Raw genomic sequence first — 18,222 nt, forward strand, 5'->3', positions numbered from 1 at the left:
TGATTTTCAGGCTATTTTGAATCCAAGATTAATACCCAATCATTGCCATTTTTAGGTTCAGCTGGCGGATTAAATGCCTGTTCTCCTTTGTTATCGAATACTCCAATTTCAAGCGTTTTTCCATCTCTTGGACTATACCAAGAAGCTTTTACTTGCTCTCCAGCTATTTTTCCAATATTTACTTTGAAATTTCTACCCGTGTAAGTATAAATCAAAGCGGTATTTTTCGCTTTCGTTGCCACTAAATAATCATATCTTGAACCTTGGTCAACTACTAAACTTTGGTCTGGTACAAAATCAAAAAATGGTTTTGATAACATCAGATTTTTCAGGTGAATCATCTGGCTTGAACCTAAAGCTTTTATGCCGACCGACCATTTTTCTATTGGTCCAAAAGAAGTAGAACTAGAATAGCCTTTGTGCATTTGCATTACTTCATTTTGCCCATAAGTATAACCAAATGCTCCTGCAAAAACCGACCAATATCCATATCGACGGACATCATCCGCCGTCCATCTTGTTGCTAAAGAATCATGTAAACCATGTGGAATTCCCTCGTAAGATGGTTCGCCATCGATGGTAGGTTTAATTGGGTTCATGCGATAATCATCGTTGATAAATTTCCAATTATCTTCTCCAAAATGACGAGTTTCATTGGCAGAAGTATCTTGTTCATAGGATTTGTGCCCCGATTGAACCATGTTGAAATCCAACCAATTTTCGTTATGAAACCAATCAGACGAAGACGTTCTTCCTCTTGGATGGAAAGTAATTAAATGTTTAGTATCAATATCATTGATGGTTTTTCCAATCGTTTTCCAAACAGCCAACGAATCACTTCCTTTAATATCTCCGCCATTTAGCCAGATAATATTTGATTGATTTTTGTAACGATTCGCTAAAAAAGACGCATATATTTCAGCCTGTTTTTGTGAAACATGACCAGCTTTTACATTACCTCCCCAAATAGGAACTAATGCCATATAAATGCCTTTCTCTTCTGCTTTTTTGATAACAAAATCTACATGATCCCAAAAATCATACTCCTCTTCATTGGTAAAATTATTTCCTTCTGTCAATTTTGGATTCGCCACATCTCGTTTCACCAAAGCAGAATCGCCATAAGCATTTACGGCTTCTGTGGTATGCAAAACCATCACTTGAATCACGTTAAAACCTTTTTGTTTTCTGTCTTCAAGATATGTCTCGGTTTCTTCACGAGTTAGTTTATTGAATAAAAGCCAGCCTGTATCACCCAACCAAAAGAAGGGTTTGTCATCTTTAGTCGCAATAAATCTTCCATTTTCTGATACTTTTAAATCAGCCAATTTTGACGAATTACAAGCTGTAATCAATATCAAACAGCTAAAAAGAATACTTATTTTTTTATATAAAGAATTGTATTTCATGATATTTTTCTAAGCCAAATGACTGTTGTTTCAGAGGATTTATTGTTTAATTGAATCGTTTTCCCGCCTTTTACTTTATCTTCTTGTTTGCTAATTTCTCCCGTTTTAGGATTGATATAACTTACATTGAAAGTCGCTTTTTGTTGGGATAAATCAAGTTTTACGGCATTTTGTCCTTCATTATAAATTAGATAGCCTTTTTCTGGATTAGCTATTGCCCATTGATTGGCAGTTTTTTCGGTCAATTCAACAGGTTTCATTGTCGCTACATCTTGTAAAAACTGTGGGTTTTGAACGACAGGAATATTCGGCAAAGAACCACCTGCCATTAAAACTGCCCAACCCATTGCATCAAAACTATCGGCAGAATACATCACGGCTTTCTCTGGAAATTTTTGTTTGTATTCATTCACGGCACGGTATACTTGTTCAAACGAGCTTTTTTTAGGGTTCAGCAATCTTGCATGTTGACGTGGAGCTAAATTTTGTCCACCCAATGGTGCATAAGCCGTTCCATTTGCCTGAAAATGCCAATAACGAATATCGATTACATCAATTACAGAAGCTCTTTCTGCATCAGCCAAAATCGCACCTTGTACATCTTTAGTAGTACTTAAACCGATGATTGCTTTTTTACCTGTTTCTTTTTCCCATTCTTTGATAACGTCTATCCAGAACTGTACAAAATGCAATGGACCAGTATATTCTGCGCCAATGAGCTGAATCACTCCAGTATTCTCTTTGAAATTTTCAAGACATTTACGGATATAAGCTCTGTGAATTTCTCGACGAACAGGATGCGAAACATCATAAAATTGTTCCGCCATAAAAATTCGCTTATCGCCCGCATAAGGCACAGGTTCTGGAAAACCTGTATTGTTAATATTATTGGCTGGTCGCCAAGGGAAATCAGCATAATGTGCGCCAGCTTCAATAATATTGTGTTGAAAGTAATTTTGGTGTATTAGTAATAATCCTTTTTGGTCAGCTAAATCGGCAAATTGCTTTAGCCTGTTCCAATACCATTTATTATATTTTGTTAAATCGTATTTACTTAAGCCATCGTAAGCTGTTTCTTTACCACTTCTAGCAAAAGGCAATTCATAAAATGGAGGCCAAACATCTCCATCAATTCTGCGAATCCTTTCATGATCATCACGGCGACGTTCATACCAAAGTCCGTAATTATGGTCGATGGCACTTACGTTATTATCTTTCATCCAATCCGTTAAAGTTTCTAAATTATCCGTCAAACCTTTGCCCGTTTGTCCCGGAACAAAACGAGTAATATGTGCTTTAGCATTTTCTAAAGCATAAGGTCTGGCACTTCCCGACCACCAAGGTACTTCTTGTTTTCTGCCTGAAACCAGACGATTGCCACGGACTAACCAACCATTTTGAATCTGTAAAATGTCAGATTTTTTGATTGGATTAACTTTTTTGATGCCGATTTGGTCAATGGTTGATACATTGGTTTGCGTAGGAATTGCTTCTCGTGTTCCTGCTTGAGCAATGAATTCTTGAAGTGTTTGAGCTGGGTTTTCTGCTTGTTTGGTCAAAGCCATTGCTACTTCTACTTTTGGACTACTTGACGCTTCTGAAGGAACAGCTAATAAAATGGCTCTGTTTGCTAATTTTGAACCAATTCTGTCTTTCAATTGAGCATAATACAAACTTCTTGGATTGATATGTTCGTTAGACATATCCCAATAACCATTTCCAGTAAATTGCGACCAAGTACCAAATGCCCAATTTTGTGCGGTTGGCGCTTGAAAACAATCCACTCTTGAAGCTGAACATTGCCAAAAAACTGAATTTGCAGCTGTCCAGCCTGCACCCTGTCCGTCTTGTCCACGATTGGCGTAGCTCAATGCTTGTCCATCGACATTGACAATATCAAACAAAACGCCCGAAGCCCAACTATCAATCGTTCCACTAAAGCTAAAAGGTAAATGTGCTTCGCATTGAACAAAAGCGTTTGGTCCGGCTACGCAAAAACCAACTGCAAAATCATGATAACCAAATTCAGAATATAATCTTTGGAAAAGTGTTTGCTGACCAGTCGTAAAAAAAGCAAAACGTCGCTGCCCACCGATTTCTGAAATTGGTGCTAAAGATTGACAATCTTCTACTGTAATTCTTTTTGCTGTTTCCAACACATTCACGGCAGAACCTGCAAAATGCTTGAAAGTAACTTGTCTTACCCAAGCATCTGTGATATTTTCAAAGGCAATCGCCACCCAACGATGATCTTCATCTTTGGGATTTGTAATGTCATAGGTCGATTCTAAACTAAGATTTTCCACACCAGACTGAACTATTCTTCCATTCCAAGCATATTTTGCAATAAATCCGCCACCATAATTTTCATCTAAAGCAGTGGTAAGAGGAACATCTAAAGTAATTTCATTACCGTTGATGGCGATAATGGTTCTATCCCAAAAAATATCTCTCTGACCAGCTTTCCAACCCAAAGCTGTTACGCCACCACCAAAATGGTCTGTGCCTAATTTTTCAATCCATTCTTTTGTTGAAGGACGATGAATAATTACTTTATCTCCAATTTTATATTTACTAGCAAACTCAACCTTTACTTTAGCTGAATTGACAGGCACATAATTATTGATAATTTTCTCTTCTGCTTCTTTTACTTTATCATTCTTTCCAGCAATTGTAACTAAGTTTTCACGACTTTCGCCCGTTCCTAGAATTATTGTTCCCTTCTCTCCGACTCCACTCCCACGCAAAACAATTCCAGAAGTATTTATTTTTAAACTGCCCGATACTTCAAAAATTCCTTTTTCCAACAAAACTGCACCTCTAAAACCATCTTTATCTGGAGACAAAGTAGCTACATAATCAATGGCAGATTGAATACGAAGCGTTGCATCACCAGCTTTGGCTGGAACAATTACTTTAATAGCTACATTCGGAATGGCTTGTTCCCCAGCCATGTAACCACAATATGAAAAATCTGGAATACGATTCCCTTGGGCGTCGGGAGTATAGGCAAGTGTTGAATTAGCACCAAGATAAACTGGCGGAAGAGGTTTCTCAACTTTAGGCTTTTGCGCAAAAAGATGAAAACTGTTCAATAAAACAGCTGTAAGGATAAATATTATTTTATATTTTAAACCCGCCATATTGCTTGGGTAGTTTCTACCTATCAATCTTTTTAAAATTCACTTACAATTAAGCAATAATTTAGGAATAGCCATAAATTCGTCAAAGAATATAATTTATTTGATTTATTATTTTGCTATTTCTATACTTCAATACAAAATTAGAAAGAATCAATCTCATGTATTTATATCATTTTCTCAAGCTATTATACAATATTATCAAATCTTTTCTTAAAAAAGCACCTTATAAATCAGGTCAAATACAATGAGTATTAGCTTGTTTTTTCAAGCAATATTCCCTATAATTTCTTAAAATATTTCTATATATACTGAAAATCAGTAGTTTATTCCCGTTTTAAAGAAGTTAATCATAATGTTAAAAACACTGATTTATAGCTTACATTTTTAGCTAATTTCTTACATAATAATGATAAAAATAAAAAGGGAGACTGCTTGAACAATCCCCCTCTTACTCTTTCAGAATATTCGATTATGGTTTTACTGTTTTTAAAGTAACCACACTGTTTAAATATTCTTCGATATTGGTGTAACCATCTTTGTTTCTATCTTTTGCAGCATCAGAAGCATCTTTCGGGTTCAATCCATTTTTCAATTCCCAAGCATCTGGCATGCCATCGCTGTCTGAATCTTTGTAAGGAACACCTTTATAAACTGGGTATCCTCCTACTTGATTGATGTCTGTAATGATACCATTTTTATAAGAATCAATCGGTAAACGACGGTGCTTGAATTGAGTTTCAGGCAATTTTACATCTTCTTTATAAGTTATTTTACCAGTACGAACCTGCTCGATAACACGAGTATCAACAGCATCTCTGATTGGTAAAATTGCGCCAGCATTAGCCAATACATAATCACGAGCTTGAGTAGCTGGAAGTATCGTCAATTTTGGCATTGGCAATGGGCTATTCCACTTCATATCAGCCGTATATTTATCGGCGTTCGGGAAGTTTTCTACTTGTACGCCACCATCCCAGTTATCTTTCGTAACACGTTCGTTGCCTTCCATAATATTTCCATTCACGTAAGCACGACCAAATGTTAAATAACCTAATTTACTTCTTCCAGATTCTGGTTTTAAAATACGATAACCAATTGGAGAATCCTTTGGAGTAAGTGGACCTGGTTTATAGTAGTTATTGATAATATTGTACATTGCACGGTAATCGCCACCATCCGTAGAACGGTGTACCCAGTTGAACATCACGTTGTTTACAAAGTTGAAAATACCAAACCAACCGATAGATGGATTACGCCCAGCATTATCTGCCCAAAGGTTTCTCATGAATGTACAGTTTTCGCCGCCCAAAGTACTTCCGAAAGCGTGATTCCAAGTATCTAAGGCTTCTGAAAAAATAGAATTTTGAATCGTAATATTTACTGTTGGCAATTTATCTTCAATTTTTCCTGTGCTATCATTATACATGTGGCGATACATCGACATGTTTTCATCTAAACCCCAACTTGCTGAAACGTGGTCAATCATAATATTTCCAATTGGGTTTCCGCCGATTGAATCATCACGACGACCAACTCCAGTTTCGCCTCTTCTGAAACGCATAAAACGAATCACGACATCGTGCGTGTTAATCCAAACAGACTCTCCAGCTACACAAATTCCATCACCCGGCGCTGTTTGACCAGCAATCGTAATATATGGAGCACGAATAATAAGCGGAGTTTTTAAACGAATAATACCAGAAACATTAAATACAATTGTTCTTGCACCACCTTTTTCACAAGCTTCACGCAATGAACCTGGTCCATTATCTTCAAGACTTGTAACTACATATACTTTACCACCACGACCGCCAAAAGAGTAAGCACCACCACCTTCAGCACCCGGAAAAGCAGGAATATTAGCCTGAGGCAAATCTATAGGACGAGCCGCCCAAGGAATATATGGTTTACCTTCACGAGATTCTTTTTGAATAATTGGCAAAGCCTGTTGCCAAGCAATATCAGATTGTTTTCTAGCTGCATTGAGCAACGAGTCACTTTGTTTTTGGATATCGGCGGGAATCTGTGGATACTGTGCCACAACCGATTGCTGTACTGTTAGCAAAACCAATACTACTCGGAGTATCGTTGAGAAAGACATCTTTTTCATGAATGATTGTTAATAAATTTAGTCTTGATTATCAGCAAGAAATCTGCTTTTTTGACCCTCAAAACTAAGCATGTTAAGTTTATGAAAACTTTTGCTAGACCAATAATTACAATTAGCTAAAAAAGTATATTATTTCCAAAATTAGTACTAATTATTGAGATTGATATATAAAAAATTTTCAATTTTATGTAGGATATTATCTCAAATAAATGTTATTTTTTTATGATAAAAGCAAGATAGAACAGGACAAGTAAAACAAAAAATGAAGGCTTCAAATGAAGCCTTCATTATAGTGTAATATCAAAAGATTTAATCAAATTTATTGTAAAGGGTCAAACGAACCGCCCCAAGAATTATTTTGTATAATCAATGGATTGTTATTCAATGCTCCTGTTGGAATTGGGAAGAAATAATACTCTGGTTTCCAAGTAATTGCTGGTCTTGACATTAATCCGTTTGGTGTTAATGTTACTGTAAAGTAATTTGTATAGACATCATCTAACTTCATTCCATCACGAGTAGTTGCAAAGTCAGCAGGTACACCTGTAGTTTTTAAAGTAATAGCAACTTTTGTTCCTTTACTTCCGTTGAATGTTTTCTCAAGCAATTTCCAGCGTCTCAAATCCCAGAAACGTTTTCCTTCAAAAGCAAACTCAATTTGTCTTTCATCTAAAATTGCTGTAAACATTTCGTCACGAGTCATATTTGCTTTTAAACCATAAAGCCCATCTGTTCCTGCTTCAATGCCTGCTCTAGCACGAACGGCCTTCAATTGTGTATAAGCTTCGTCTAATCTTCCTACTCCAGTCGCTGCTTCTGCTAAGTTCAATAATACTTCAGCAAAACGAATTTCCATCCAGTCTGTTCCAGAATAAATAGTATTTGAAGCATCAAGCGTTGAACCAGCCACATCAGAAGTCTGTAAAGCTTTACGACAATAAAAACCTGTATTACTGATATTTACATTTCCATTCTCTACACTTTTACCCGCTGCAACGTAAGTCCACAATCTATTATTTGTAACATTTGTCATTGGCCAAGTACAGCCATTATAAGCAATTGTTTTCTCAAATCGTGGGTCACGATCTTTGTAAAATAATTGGTCTGAATAAGTATATTTCGTAGAAGCTCCCGGCTTTTTACCATCTTTCATTGGAAATGCCTTTACTAAATCCCATGAAGGAATGTTTGAACCACCACCTGAAGAAGTAGAATATTTCGGACGAGTACTTGCTTCATAACCATTATTTCTTTTTTGTTGATCTCCAACAGAAGTATTATAACCTGCAATAAAAACTGCTTCTGTATTTCCTACTTCAGTAAACCACATTTTACCATAATCTGCAAAAAGTTTCGAACCACTCGCCGTTAAAACATCAAAAGCTTGTTTGTTGGCATCGTAAGCAGACTGCCATTTACTAGCTACGTCATTGGCATTGAATTGAGGACTAGCAGCATATAACAATACTCTACCTTTCAAAGCAGCAGCAGCTCCTCTGGTAATTCTTCCCCAGTTAGCCGATGGCGACTGCCAAACAGTTGGTAAATACTTGATAGCAGTATCTAAATCTGCTGCCATTTGAGTGTAACACTGAGTTGTTGAATTTCTTGGGATAAAAGTTGCTTCACGTGCTTCATCGCCAACTGCATCTTGTGGTGTTAATACCAAAGGAACACCCCCATACAATTTCACTAATTCGAAATAACGCCAAGCTCTAAAAAAGTATGCTTGAGCCAATAACCTATTTTTAGCGCCATTATCCATTAATTTATCAGAACCCAAATCATAAATAAATGAATTGATTGTTCTGATTTTTCCATAATTATTGGTAGCACTCAAAGAAGTTCCAAAATCTGTTACATCTGTAGCAGTGATTGTTCCTTCTAAATATTTATTCGCTGAACTCCCTTGATTATAAGATTCTTCAGAATAGACACTTCCACCAAGTCCGCTGACGGCTGTTGCACCACCCCAATCTGGCAAATTCTGATTATACACATAATTCAAGGCAATATTGGCTAAAACAGAGTCTCCAGCAATTAAATCAGGAGAAGCTGCTCCTAAGTCCGTTTTATCTAACACACTTTCGCAACTTGCCAAAGCAAGCATAGAACAAAGTGCCGACCATAAAATATATTTCTTTTTCATTTTTCTGTAATAATTAAGTTTTCAATTTCATTGATAGTGATTATCTATCTTTTGAATAAGAAAATATGGGTAATTAATTATAGATTCAAGTTTAAACCTACTGAGAATGAACGCAATGTTGGATATACATCATACGCTCCAGAATACTGCTTGTAAGTATAAGGATTGTATAAATTCAACGGGTTTGTTGATGTAAGATATACTCTAGCACCATTTACGTTCAATTTTTTAAGCAGATTGGCAGGAAGTTCATACGATACATTCAATGTTCTAACTGACATTTGGAATGAGCTAACAAACCAGAAATCTGAATCTAAACTGTTTTGACCTCTATAGTTTGGTGCTGGATATTTAGCATTTGGGTTTTCTGGAGTCCAGTGGTCTGTTAAGTGCTGTGGTAAATTTGTTTTAGCTGAAACTTGTGCTGAGGTTCCCCAACCTCTTGCACCAGATTCAAGCATACTTTGTCCACCAAAAGAACCACCCATCGCAAATGAGAATGACAAACGCTTATAGCTAGTTGAGAAGTTCAACCCAAAACCATAGTGATTATCTTGTTTGTTTGTCAAGTATTGTCTGTCGTTAACATCAATCTTGCCATCAGGCTCAGCATAAGAATATGTACCATCTGCGTTTGGTGTTGCATTCTTCGCTCCACGAACGTCTTCATAATACAACATACCCGGCAAAGGTTTTGTACCATCAATGGTATAATTTGGATATTTTGCTAAAAGAGCATCAACATCAGCTTGTGTTCTTAGCATTCCTAAACATTTGTATCCTAATAAACCCATATCTGTAGATTTACCTGTTGGATCTAAATAAGTCCCTGTTAAGCCTTTATCGAAGTCAACTTTTACTTGTTTGTTGTCATTCCAAGCAAAGAACCCTCTTACTTTATAAGACCAATCTTTATTGATTTTGCTTGACCAACCTAATGAAACTTCTGTACCAAAACCATCAATTGTAGCAAAGTTTTCAGATGGCAATGCGGCACCAACTGTTAATGGTACTGATGAAGCCAAGGTTACAAGCATGTCATAACGGTGATCATAGAAAGCATCGATTCCTAATGAAAGACGGTTTTGTAAGAAGTTAGCATCAATACCAGCATTTAATTTTGTATCACTATCCCATCTTACTTCTGGGTTTGGAATAGCATTTTTCAAACGGAAGATACCTGCACGGTCTAAGTTTCCACCAAATACAGGGCCATTTCCTGTTTGAATTAAGTTATAGCTTTTCAACCAGTTATAAGCTCTGGTGTTATCCATCCCTGTTAAACCACCTGATAAACGAACTTTTAAGAAATCAACAAAACGTACATTATTTTTGAAGAAAGGTTCTTCGGAAACAACCCAACCTACAGATAAAGAAGGGAAAGTTCCCCAACGATTTTCAGGTGCAAAATTGGTAGAAGCATCTCTACGAACAGAAAACTCTGCTAAATATTTTCCTGCATAAGTATAATTTAAACGCCCTGCGAATGATAATCTTCCAGATTCGGATTCAGATTCATTAATTGTACCAACACCTGCACCAGAAGCTGTACCACCCAAAGCATATCCAGCATTATCTAAAGCACCATCAACCATATTATCTAAATATGAAGTGATACCATCAGAATATGTTTCATTTTGTTCAAATAACGCAATAGCAGAGATTGAATGTTTACCAAAAGTTTTATCGTAATTCAAATAACCATTTAATTGATATGAATCAGAATAATTTGGAGAGAAGTAAATTCTATTACTGTTACTGATATTTGAAACACTTCTTACACCACCACCAAAAATATGTTTGTTTGTACCCAACATATTAAAGTTATAAAGCGAGTATCTTGTACCAAATTCTTTTCCAAAAGAGTTCTCGAAGTTTCTATTATAGGTTACTTTTGCTTTTAATCCTTTTAAAAATGGTACATCGTATTCTACATAAGCATTTATGTTTAAACCATTGTTTTTTGCTAATAAGTAGTTATTTGATTTTTGTGCTTCAAAAAAATGGAAGTTTTCACTTGTTGAACCACCACCTGTTGTGTTTACTGGTAAACCATCTACATAAGCTGGAATAAATGGCGCAGCATAAATCAAAGACTTATAATCTTTCTCATTATCAGAACCACCTTGTTTTAATAAATATCTATCTTTCTTAGATAAATCTCCTGATAAACCTAATCCAACTCTTACGTTTGCAGATACTTTTACATCAGTACTTGCACGGAAAGTCCATCTATCAAAATTAATTTTCTCGAAATTTCCATCTTGTTTGTTATAAGTAATCCCAGCAAAATAAGTAGCTTTTTCTGTACCGCCACTTACGTTAAGTGCATGACGAGTTACACTTGATGATTTCCAAGCTTGGCTCAACCAATCTTGGCTATTTGCTTTAAAGTAATCAAGCTCATCTTGTGAATAAAGAATACTTGGAGTTGTTGTTTTGAAGTTATAATCATTAACATAAGTAGCTAATTCATATCCATTCATCATTTTGGGTAATTCAGCATCTGAAGTACCATAAGATGTACTGTAAGAGAATCTTGGCGTACCCGTTTTACCTCTTTTCGTCGTAACAACCACAACTCCATAAGCACCTCTAGCACCATAAATAGCCGCTGCCGCATCTTTTAGAATTGAAATATTTTCAACTTCCGAAACGTCTAATACGTTGAAATCGTCTTCTGAACGAACAATATTATCAATAACGTACAATGGACGTAACGACCCACCATCTTTAGAAAGTAAAATTGGGTTACGAATGGTAATTGAAGCGTTATCTCCCGGACGGCTAGTACCACCAGAAACTCCTACTCCTGGTTGCTGACTCACCAATGCAGCTGATAAACTACCAACTGCTAAATCTTCAATCGATTTCATATCAATTGTAGCTACAGCACCAGTTAAATTGATTTTTTTCTGTTGTCCATAACCTACAAATACTACTTCATCTAAAGCAGAAACATCATCTTCCATCGTTAAATTGATTTCAGAACGACCATTCACAGCAACTTCCTGTGTTTTTAAACCGACAGAAGTAAATACTAGCGTTTCATTTCCTTTTGGAAGATCTAAACTAAATGCACCTTTTGCATCAGTTACAGTTCCTAATTTTCCTCCTTTTACTCTTACACTTACTCCTGCTACAGCTTCTCCTGAGGCATCTTTCACAACCCCTTTTACAGGCGTGTTTGCTTTTTTGATGGCTGAAATTGACTGTTTCGAGGCTGCAACCTCTTTATGCTTTGTTGCAAAGGATGTTCCTGAGAACAAAAGTACAGCCAAAATTGGCGAGCAAGCCAGTAATGACTTCTTTACCAAATTGGGCTGGGTTTGTAAAAATAATTCCATAATACTTGGTATCTTAAAATTTAAAAATGAGATTAAATCAATGGGTTACTAAAAAGCGGAATATTAAAAACTATATTTTATGTGGTTTTTTCTCTAAATATTTATATTTCAAAAATGACAAAAAAATGCCTCGTCTGAACATAATTACTACGCATCAAAATTAGAGTAATATTAGCCCAATTTTGTATATAATTTTTTCAAGATATTATAAGATATTATCATGCATTAGGCTTTCTATGATAATATAAAGCATATTTTACCTTTATTGTGTACTATTAATTTTGCTTAGCGGCTTTGGTAGCGGCTATTCTTTGCTCCCATTCCAAGCCTGCTTTTTTCATATCAATCCCTGCGGCAGACAAATAATTGTTGATTTTACCTTTGTATTTTCCGAACCAAGCATGTTTTTTTTCTGATGATTCAGCATCCATTGCATGTTCACGTGCTTCTGTTAAGTATGCTAATATCTGCGTCTTTTGTGCTTCGCTAAGGCTTGGAAGCATTTCTTGATAGCCTTTATAAGTAATCGGTAAAACGCCATAAGTCATACCGTCTTTTACTTTTTCTACTTGGCTATCAGAGAGTTTTTTGGATAGATTTTTCAAATATTTTTTATGCAATTTATTCATTGCTAATTCAGCCTCAGATTCTGCTTGTTTTACTTCAGCTTCGCTTTTCTCTTTATCTTCTTTTGCTTTTTCTTTCGCAATTTTCAGCTTTTCTTTTCTCAAATCATGGATTTCACTTAAATCACGATATTGTTTGCTAATAATATCTCTTACTTTAATACTTTTTTCTACATCGCTAATATCTAGCGATGTTACAATTTTCGCCGCTCTGTCTGTAATCATTTTGGTGTAATTTGCTTCTTTTTGCTCTTTCGTTTGAACATCCTGAGCCCAAAGCATTTTCGATGATACAATCATCAAAGTCAATACTACCAATACTTTTTTCGCTACTTTTTCCATAATAATATTTGATAATGTTATGCTGTTTATTGTATTAATTTATCATTCCTAAAAGCTATTAATAAAAGCATTTGGTCTTTTATCTAAGCAATACTACTCTTGATACTTTTTACTCGTCTTTCCTCAAATACAATCAGTATATTTTTAAGTTTTCTTACTTATATCTTTTACTGAGAAAATTTACTAAAACCTACAAAACATAAATTGATTATAATATCTTATCTTTTTCTATTGTATCATAATACATGACTAGAATACAAATTTCATCAATCAAAAAGGTATTTTAGTATAAATTTTTACCAACTTAGTATATGATATTGTCATAATTAAACTAAGAATCGTTACATTTGGTACTTCGTAGCATAATTTGATAGAATTTTCGTTCTTTTTATGAATCATTACTATAGTCCAACTCTTTATCAGAAAATTTATTTTAAATAAAAAATATAGCAGAAATGAAGCCACTTTTTCATAAAGTTCCTGTAAAACCTGAGAGTTCATTCAGTATTCGTCATGATATAAGACCCAATTTTGATACCATCTGGCATTATCATCCAGAATTAGAATTGCATTATATCATTAAAGGAGAAGGTGTTCGCTTTATTGGGGATAATATCAGCAACTTTTCTTATGGAGAAATCATTTTGATGGGCGAAAACCTTCCCCATACTTGGCGTTGTAAAGAAGAGTATTTTGAAAACAATCCTAACCTTGGTGTAGAAGCAATTGTGATTCATTTTTTACCCGATTGCCTAGGAAAATACTTATTGACTTTACCAGAAGCTTACATGATTCCTAAATTGTATGAAAAAGCAAAATGCGGAATGGTGATTGGTGGTGAAGCTCGTGAAAAAGTAGCAAAACTGATGCACGAAGTAACTAAGGCAAATAATTTAGAAAGAATCATTTTACTTTTATCTATTTTAAATATCCTTGCCGAAACAGATGAATACACAACGATTGCTACCGACCATAGTTTTTATCAATCTAATGAATCGGATACCATTCGTTTGAATAAGGTTTGTACTTATACGCTTTCCAATTATAAAAAGGATATTACTTTAGAAGAAATTTCTGCCATCAGCAACCTTAGCGTTACTTCGTTTTGTCGATATTTTAAATTGATGACGAAAAAAACCTATTATGATTTTCTTATCGAAATTAGAATTAGCCATGCTTGTAGAGCTTTGGTTGAAGACAAACTGCCCACAGAAGTAATCTGTTTCGATTGTGGTTTCAATAATGTTTCAAATTTTTATCGACACTTCAAAAAAGTAACGGGCATAACTCCTTTAGAATATAAAAGGAAATATCTGACTCAATAGGCAAATTTTCATTTCATCTAGCAGTTTAAAAATCAACATAGAATCTTTTTAAACTGCTAATTTTCAGACATTTACACTAAAATAAATCTTAAATCAAAAGCTTGAGATTTCTACAGAAAAAATTATTAAGAATTCTGACCAATATTTTCTTTCTACAAAGCGAAAAAAAATCATTATTATCCCTTTTTTCTCAATTTGCTTCCCTCCTACCCTCTGGTTTTTCTTTTTCTGAAAATTCTTTTTGCTTTTTCGAGCAAGTTTTCGTCAAAATTCTTTTGGATAAAAAAAGTTATTTTTACATTTACAAAAGATAATTTTTTATCCCTCCTAAAAAATGATTACACAAGAAAAGGTTGTTAAGTTTTTACGCTCAAAGCAGGCTCTTAACTTGACTCAAATTGAAAAAGAAGCTGGGATTCCTTCCAAAACTTTACATAAAGCATTAGCTGAACAAAAAGATATTCCAACCAAACATTTACCTGCCATCGACGAAGCCCTCAGACAATACGGTTATTCTGAAACAATGTTTGATAAAGCTGTCGTTATTTCAATCGTAAACCACAAAGGTGGCGTTGGAAAGACGACCACAACTATCAATGTCGGAAAAGCGTTGAGTTTATTGGGAAATAAAGTATTGATGGTGGATATGGATTCTCAAGGAAATTTATCACAATGTTTTGGTGTGCATGAACCCCAAAATCAGGTGATTGATGCTTTATTGGGTAATACTGAATTACCAATCATTCCCATTACAGAAAGTATGTTCTTAGCTCCTTCCGACATCAGAATGGCTTACAAAGAATCTGAATTGGCAAATGCAATTGGTGCCGACAGAAGGCTTTCTTTAAAACTTGACGAAGTAAAAGGAATGTTTGATTATATATTAATCGACTGTCCGCCAAGTTTGGGAATTTGTACTACTTGTTCATTGGTAGCTTCTAATTACTGTGTAGTACCGATTCAACCAGAAGCGAGTGCTTATCATGGTGTAGAAAGTCTGTTTAATAGAATAGCAGAAGTGCGTGCTTATATTAATCCAACTTTAACAGTTAAAGGAATTGTGTTTACGATGGTTCATAAAAACCAAAGTGTACACAAAAGTATGATGACGCACATCGAAGAAAAATTTAAGAGTTTTAATATTTATAATACGATTATTGAAGGCTCAACAGTGATTAAGCAGTCGCAAGTTGCGAAAGAAGATTTGTTTACTTATGCCCCAAAATCTTCTTCATGGCAACAATATCACAATTTGGCAACTGAAATAATGGTTCTTTAATATGGCAAAGAAAGATTTTATGAATATCATGAAAGAGAAAACTAGCGATCTTCGCCCCTCTCTTTTATCTTCTGAAGAAAATATAAAAAGTCAAATTGTAATACTTGACCAACTCCGTGAGTTAATTCCACCCCTTACTGGCGACGAATTACATCAATTAGAACTCAACATTCTTAAACATGGCGTAAAAGACCCTCTATCTATTTGGGAAACTACCGCTTCGATTGCTAAAATTGACGACAGCAATACGCCAGTATATGTGTTAATCGACGGTCACAACCGTTATGATATTTGTAAAAAGAATCGTTTAGACTATCGTATCAATCTGTTGAAATTTACTTCGCTCGATGAAGTAAAAGACTACATGATTGATTTTCAATTAGGGCGTAGAAATTTATCTCCTGAACAAGCTTCATATTTAAGAGGCTTACGCTATCTTCAACAAAAATCAATGCGTGGTGGCGATAAATTCTCAACAGAAGGTCAGCAAGATGTATCCATCGCTCTCGGAACTGAATATGGAGTAAGCAGCCGAACGATTAAAAGAGACGGAGAATTTGCTTCTGGTTTGAATAAATTATCGACTAGTTTAAAACAAGAAATCCTGACAGGAAAACAAAAACTACCGAAAGCAACAATCAATGCCATTTCAAAATTAGAAACGTCTGAGCCATTAGAAAGTATTGAGCAAATCACCGACGAATTGTCAAAAAACAATCAAGTTTTTTCTGCTACTTCTGAAAACCAACAAAATAATCAAGTAATTAAATTACAAAGTGAGATTAGAGAAATTGCTAAAGGAAATTTAAGCAAATACGATTGTGAATCAATGCTTAGTAGAATTCATCAATTGTTAGAAATATTATAGCAAAGTGACACGTTGTCACTTTGGTTTAGTCCAACAAAAAACCAAACAAAAAAACCAAAGTGACAGGCTGTCACTTTGGTTTTTTTGTTGAGAATAAATTTAAGATTAGATTAATTGTATTCCTAAACGATTGGCTGTTTTTTCAAATTGAGTTTTTACAGCCATAATATCTGGAAATTCTGATGTCATCGCATTCATTACTCCTGCAAAAAACGAAGCATCATCTGTGAAGTATTGAATGAACGATTCGTTAGAAACCCTTTTCTCGCAGTAATTCATATAACTGTTGTAATTCATTTGTCCCAATAAACTTCCTTGTAATTTATTCAATACCAATAAATACAATTCTGGGTTTGATACTAAAATTTTCAAAGCTACTTCTCTTTTTGCGTTTGAAAACGCTACTTTCAATTCTTCTCTTTTTGCCTCTAGTTTTTTAGCATCATCTTGCTTTTTCTGTTCTTCTTTATTCTGCTGTTTTTTCTTTAATGCCTCGCTTTTTGTTTGTGTACTCTTTTCAAACAAAATCGGATTCCTAACCATTTGATTCAAGTAACCGCCAACGTTAGTGATTTTTTTCCCTGTTTTTACTTCATTCAATACATAATCAATTCCTAGTATGATTTGTTCTTCTGGAATTTCTTTTAACCAATTCTCAACGGTTTTTAAGGTAATTTCATAATCTTTTACTTTTGAAAAAATTTGATTGACCGCTGATGCCAAATCTGTTGTACTTTCTGGGCTTTCTTCAAAATCAGTATTTTTAATAATCGAAATCGTTTGAACGTCGTCATTAATAATTACATTTTTCTTGATATGAAATTCTATGCTTTCTACTTTTTTACCATTTTTGATTTCCTGATATTCAAAGTAAATTTCAGCATTGAGTGAAAGTTCTTTCTTAGCCTGTTCAATTACTTTTTTCTTAAAATCAAAGTAATTTTTATACCTAGCCGACAAACCCAAAGTAGCTTTCAATTCATCTACATCAAATCTGAATTTCCCGAAACGTTCATACTCTTTACAGAATTCGTAAAAACGCATGGCATAAACGCTGTCAAGTCTTAAAATATTTCGAATATCAAGTACTGTAAAATTTTCTTTAATCTGTAGCAAAAAGGGGTGAAGTGCCTGCGGAATTTCTAAGGTGAAATATCCTTCATCTTTATAATATACAAAAGCACTGATAAGGTTGGCATCAAAGGTGATTTTATTGTTCGAGAAAAAAATCCGTTTTTCTCTCATCTTCATTGCTTCTTTTTCTACGTGGGCGTAAATATTATTGCTATTGATGCCTGTAAGTCGCTGAAAATCTTTTACTGTAATTTTAATGATAGGTATGGAATCTTTTGCTTGGTCGATACTGGCAATCATGTGCAAGAAGATTTTCATTTGAATCGCCGAAATATCAAATTTTGCATTGATAATCGGATTACCTTTGATAATTCTATAAGGATCTTTCGAAATTGCGTTGATTGCTTTGTCTCTTTTATCGTTTTTCTCGTTACTCATTCGCTTGCCAACAGTTTGAGATGAAAAATAGCATGTACGACTGATACTTTTTTAGAGTCGTTTTACAAAAAAAATACTTTAATTGCTAAAAACAAAATAAAACGACGACAAA

General features: G+C 34.7%; 10 protein-coding genes. 3 read left to right on the forward strand and 7 right to left on the reverse strand.

Features of this window, described 5'->3' with window-relative positions; translation table 11 throughout:
* Positions 1-11: 11 nt before the first annotated feature.
* The 6 genes from VB798_RS09095 to VB798_RS09120 form a co-directional block, all read right to left on the reverse strand.
* On the reverse strand, positions 12-1,409 hold the full coding sequence (locus tag VB798_RS09095; RefSeq protein WP_323258128.1) for a glycoside hydrolase family 140 protein: 1,398 nt from the start codon (positions 1,407-1,409) through the stop codon (positions 12-14).
* Positions 1,406-4,552, reverse strand: coding sequence for a DUF6298 domain-containing protein (locus VB798_RS09100; protein ID WP_323258130.1), 3,147 nt, complete (start codon positions 4,550-4,552; stop codon positions 1,406-1,408). Before VB798_RS09100 ends, VB798_RS09095 begins: the two co-directional genes overlap by 4 nt.
* 469 nt (positions 4,553-5,021) lie before the next feature.
* Positions 5,022-6,662: a pectate lyase family protein gene (locus VB798_RS09105; protein ID WP_323258132.1), complete on the reverse strand. Its 1,641-nt coding sequence runs from the start codon at positions 6,660-6,662 to the stop codon at positions 5,022-5,024.
* Positions 6,663-6,981: 319 nt separating this feature from the next.
* Positions 6,982-8,811 (reverse strand): RagB/SusD family nutrient uptake outer membrane protein, encoded by a 1,830-nt coding sequence (locus VB798_RS09110; RefSeq protein ID WP_323258134.1) that lies wholly within the window; start codon positions 8,809-8,811, stop codon positions 6,982-6,984.
* A 77-nt stretch (positions 8,812-8,888) separates the two neighbouring features.
* The gene (locus VB798_RS09115; protein WP_323258136.1) at positions 8,889-12,158 is read right to left on the reverse strand and encodes a SusC/RagA family TonB-linked outer membrane protein; all 3,270 of its coding nucleotides are present in this window, start codon (positions 12,156-12,158) and stop codon (positions 8,889-8,891) included.
* 275 nt (positions 12,159-12,433) lie between these two features.
* Positions 12,434-13,126: a DUF3826 domain-containing protein gene (locus VB798_RS09120; RefSeq protein ID WP_323258138.1), complete on the reverse strand. Its 693-nt coding sequence runs from the start codon at positions 13,124-13,126 to the stop codon at positions 12,434-12,436.
* Positions 13,127-13,581: 455 nt separating this feature from the next.
* On the opposite strand from VB798_RS09120, the gene VB798_RS09125 reads away from it, so the two are divergent.
* From VB798_RS09125 to VB798_RS09135, 3 genes are all read left to right on the forward strand, one after another.
* Entirely contained in the window at positions 13,582-14,451 is an 870-nt protein-coding gene (locus VB798_RS09125; protein ID WP_323258140.1) for an AraC family transcriptional regulator, read from the forward strand.
* A 334-nt stretch (positions 14,452-14,785) separates the two neighbouring features.
* Positions 14,786-15,730: a ParA family protein gene (locus tag VB798_RS09130; RefSeq protein ID WP_323258142.1), complete on the forward strand. Its 945-nt coding sequence runs from the start codon at positions 14,786-14,788 to the stop codon at positions 15,728-15,730.
* A 1-nt stretch (position 15,731) separates the two neighbouring features.
* Entirely contained in the window at positions 15,732-16,598 is an 867-nt protein-coding gene (locus VB798_RS09135; RefSeq protein WP_323258144.1) for a ParB N-terminal domain-containing protein, read from the forward strand.
* Between the two features lie 105 nt (positions 16,599-16,703).
* Here VB798_RS09135 and VB798_RS09140 read toward each other — a convergent pair whose 3' ends face one another.
* Positions 16,704-18,110: a replication initiation protein gene (locus tag VB798_RS09140; protein WP_323258146.1), complete on the reverse strand. Its 1,407-nt coding sequence runs from the start codon at positions 18,108-18,110 to the stop codon at positions 16,704-16,706.
* Between the last annotated feature and the right edge of the window lie 112 nt (positions 18,111-18,222).

This window comes from Arcicella lustrica (genome assembly GCF_034930985.1).
Classification (GTDB): Bacteria; Bacteroidota; Bacteroidia; order Cytophagales; family Spirosomataceae; genus Arcicella; species Arcicella lustrica.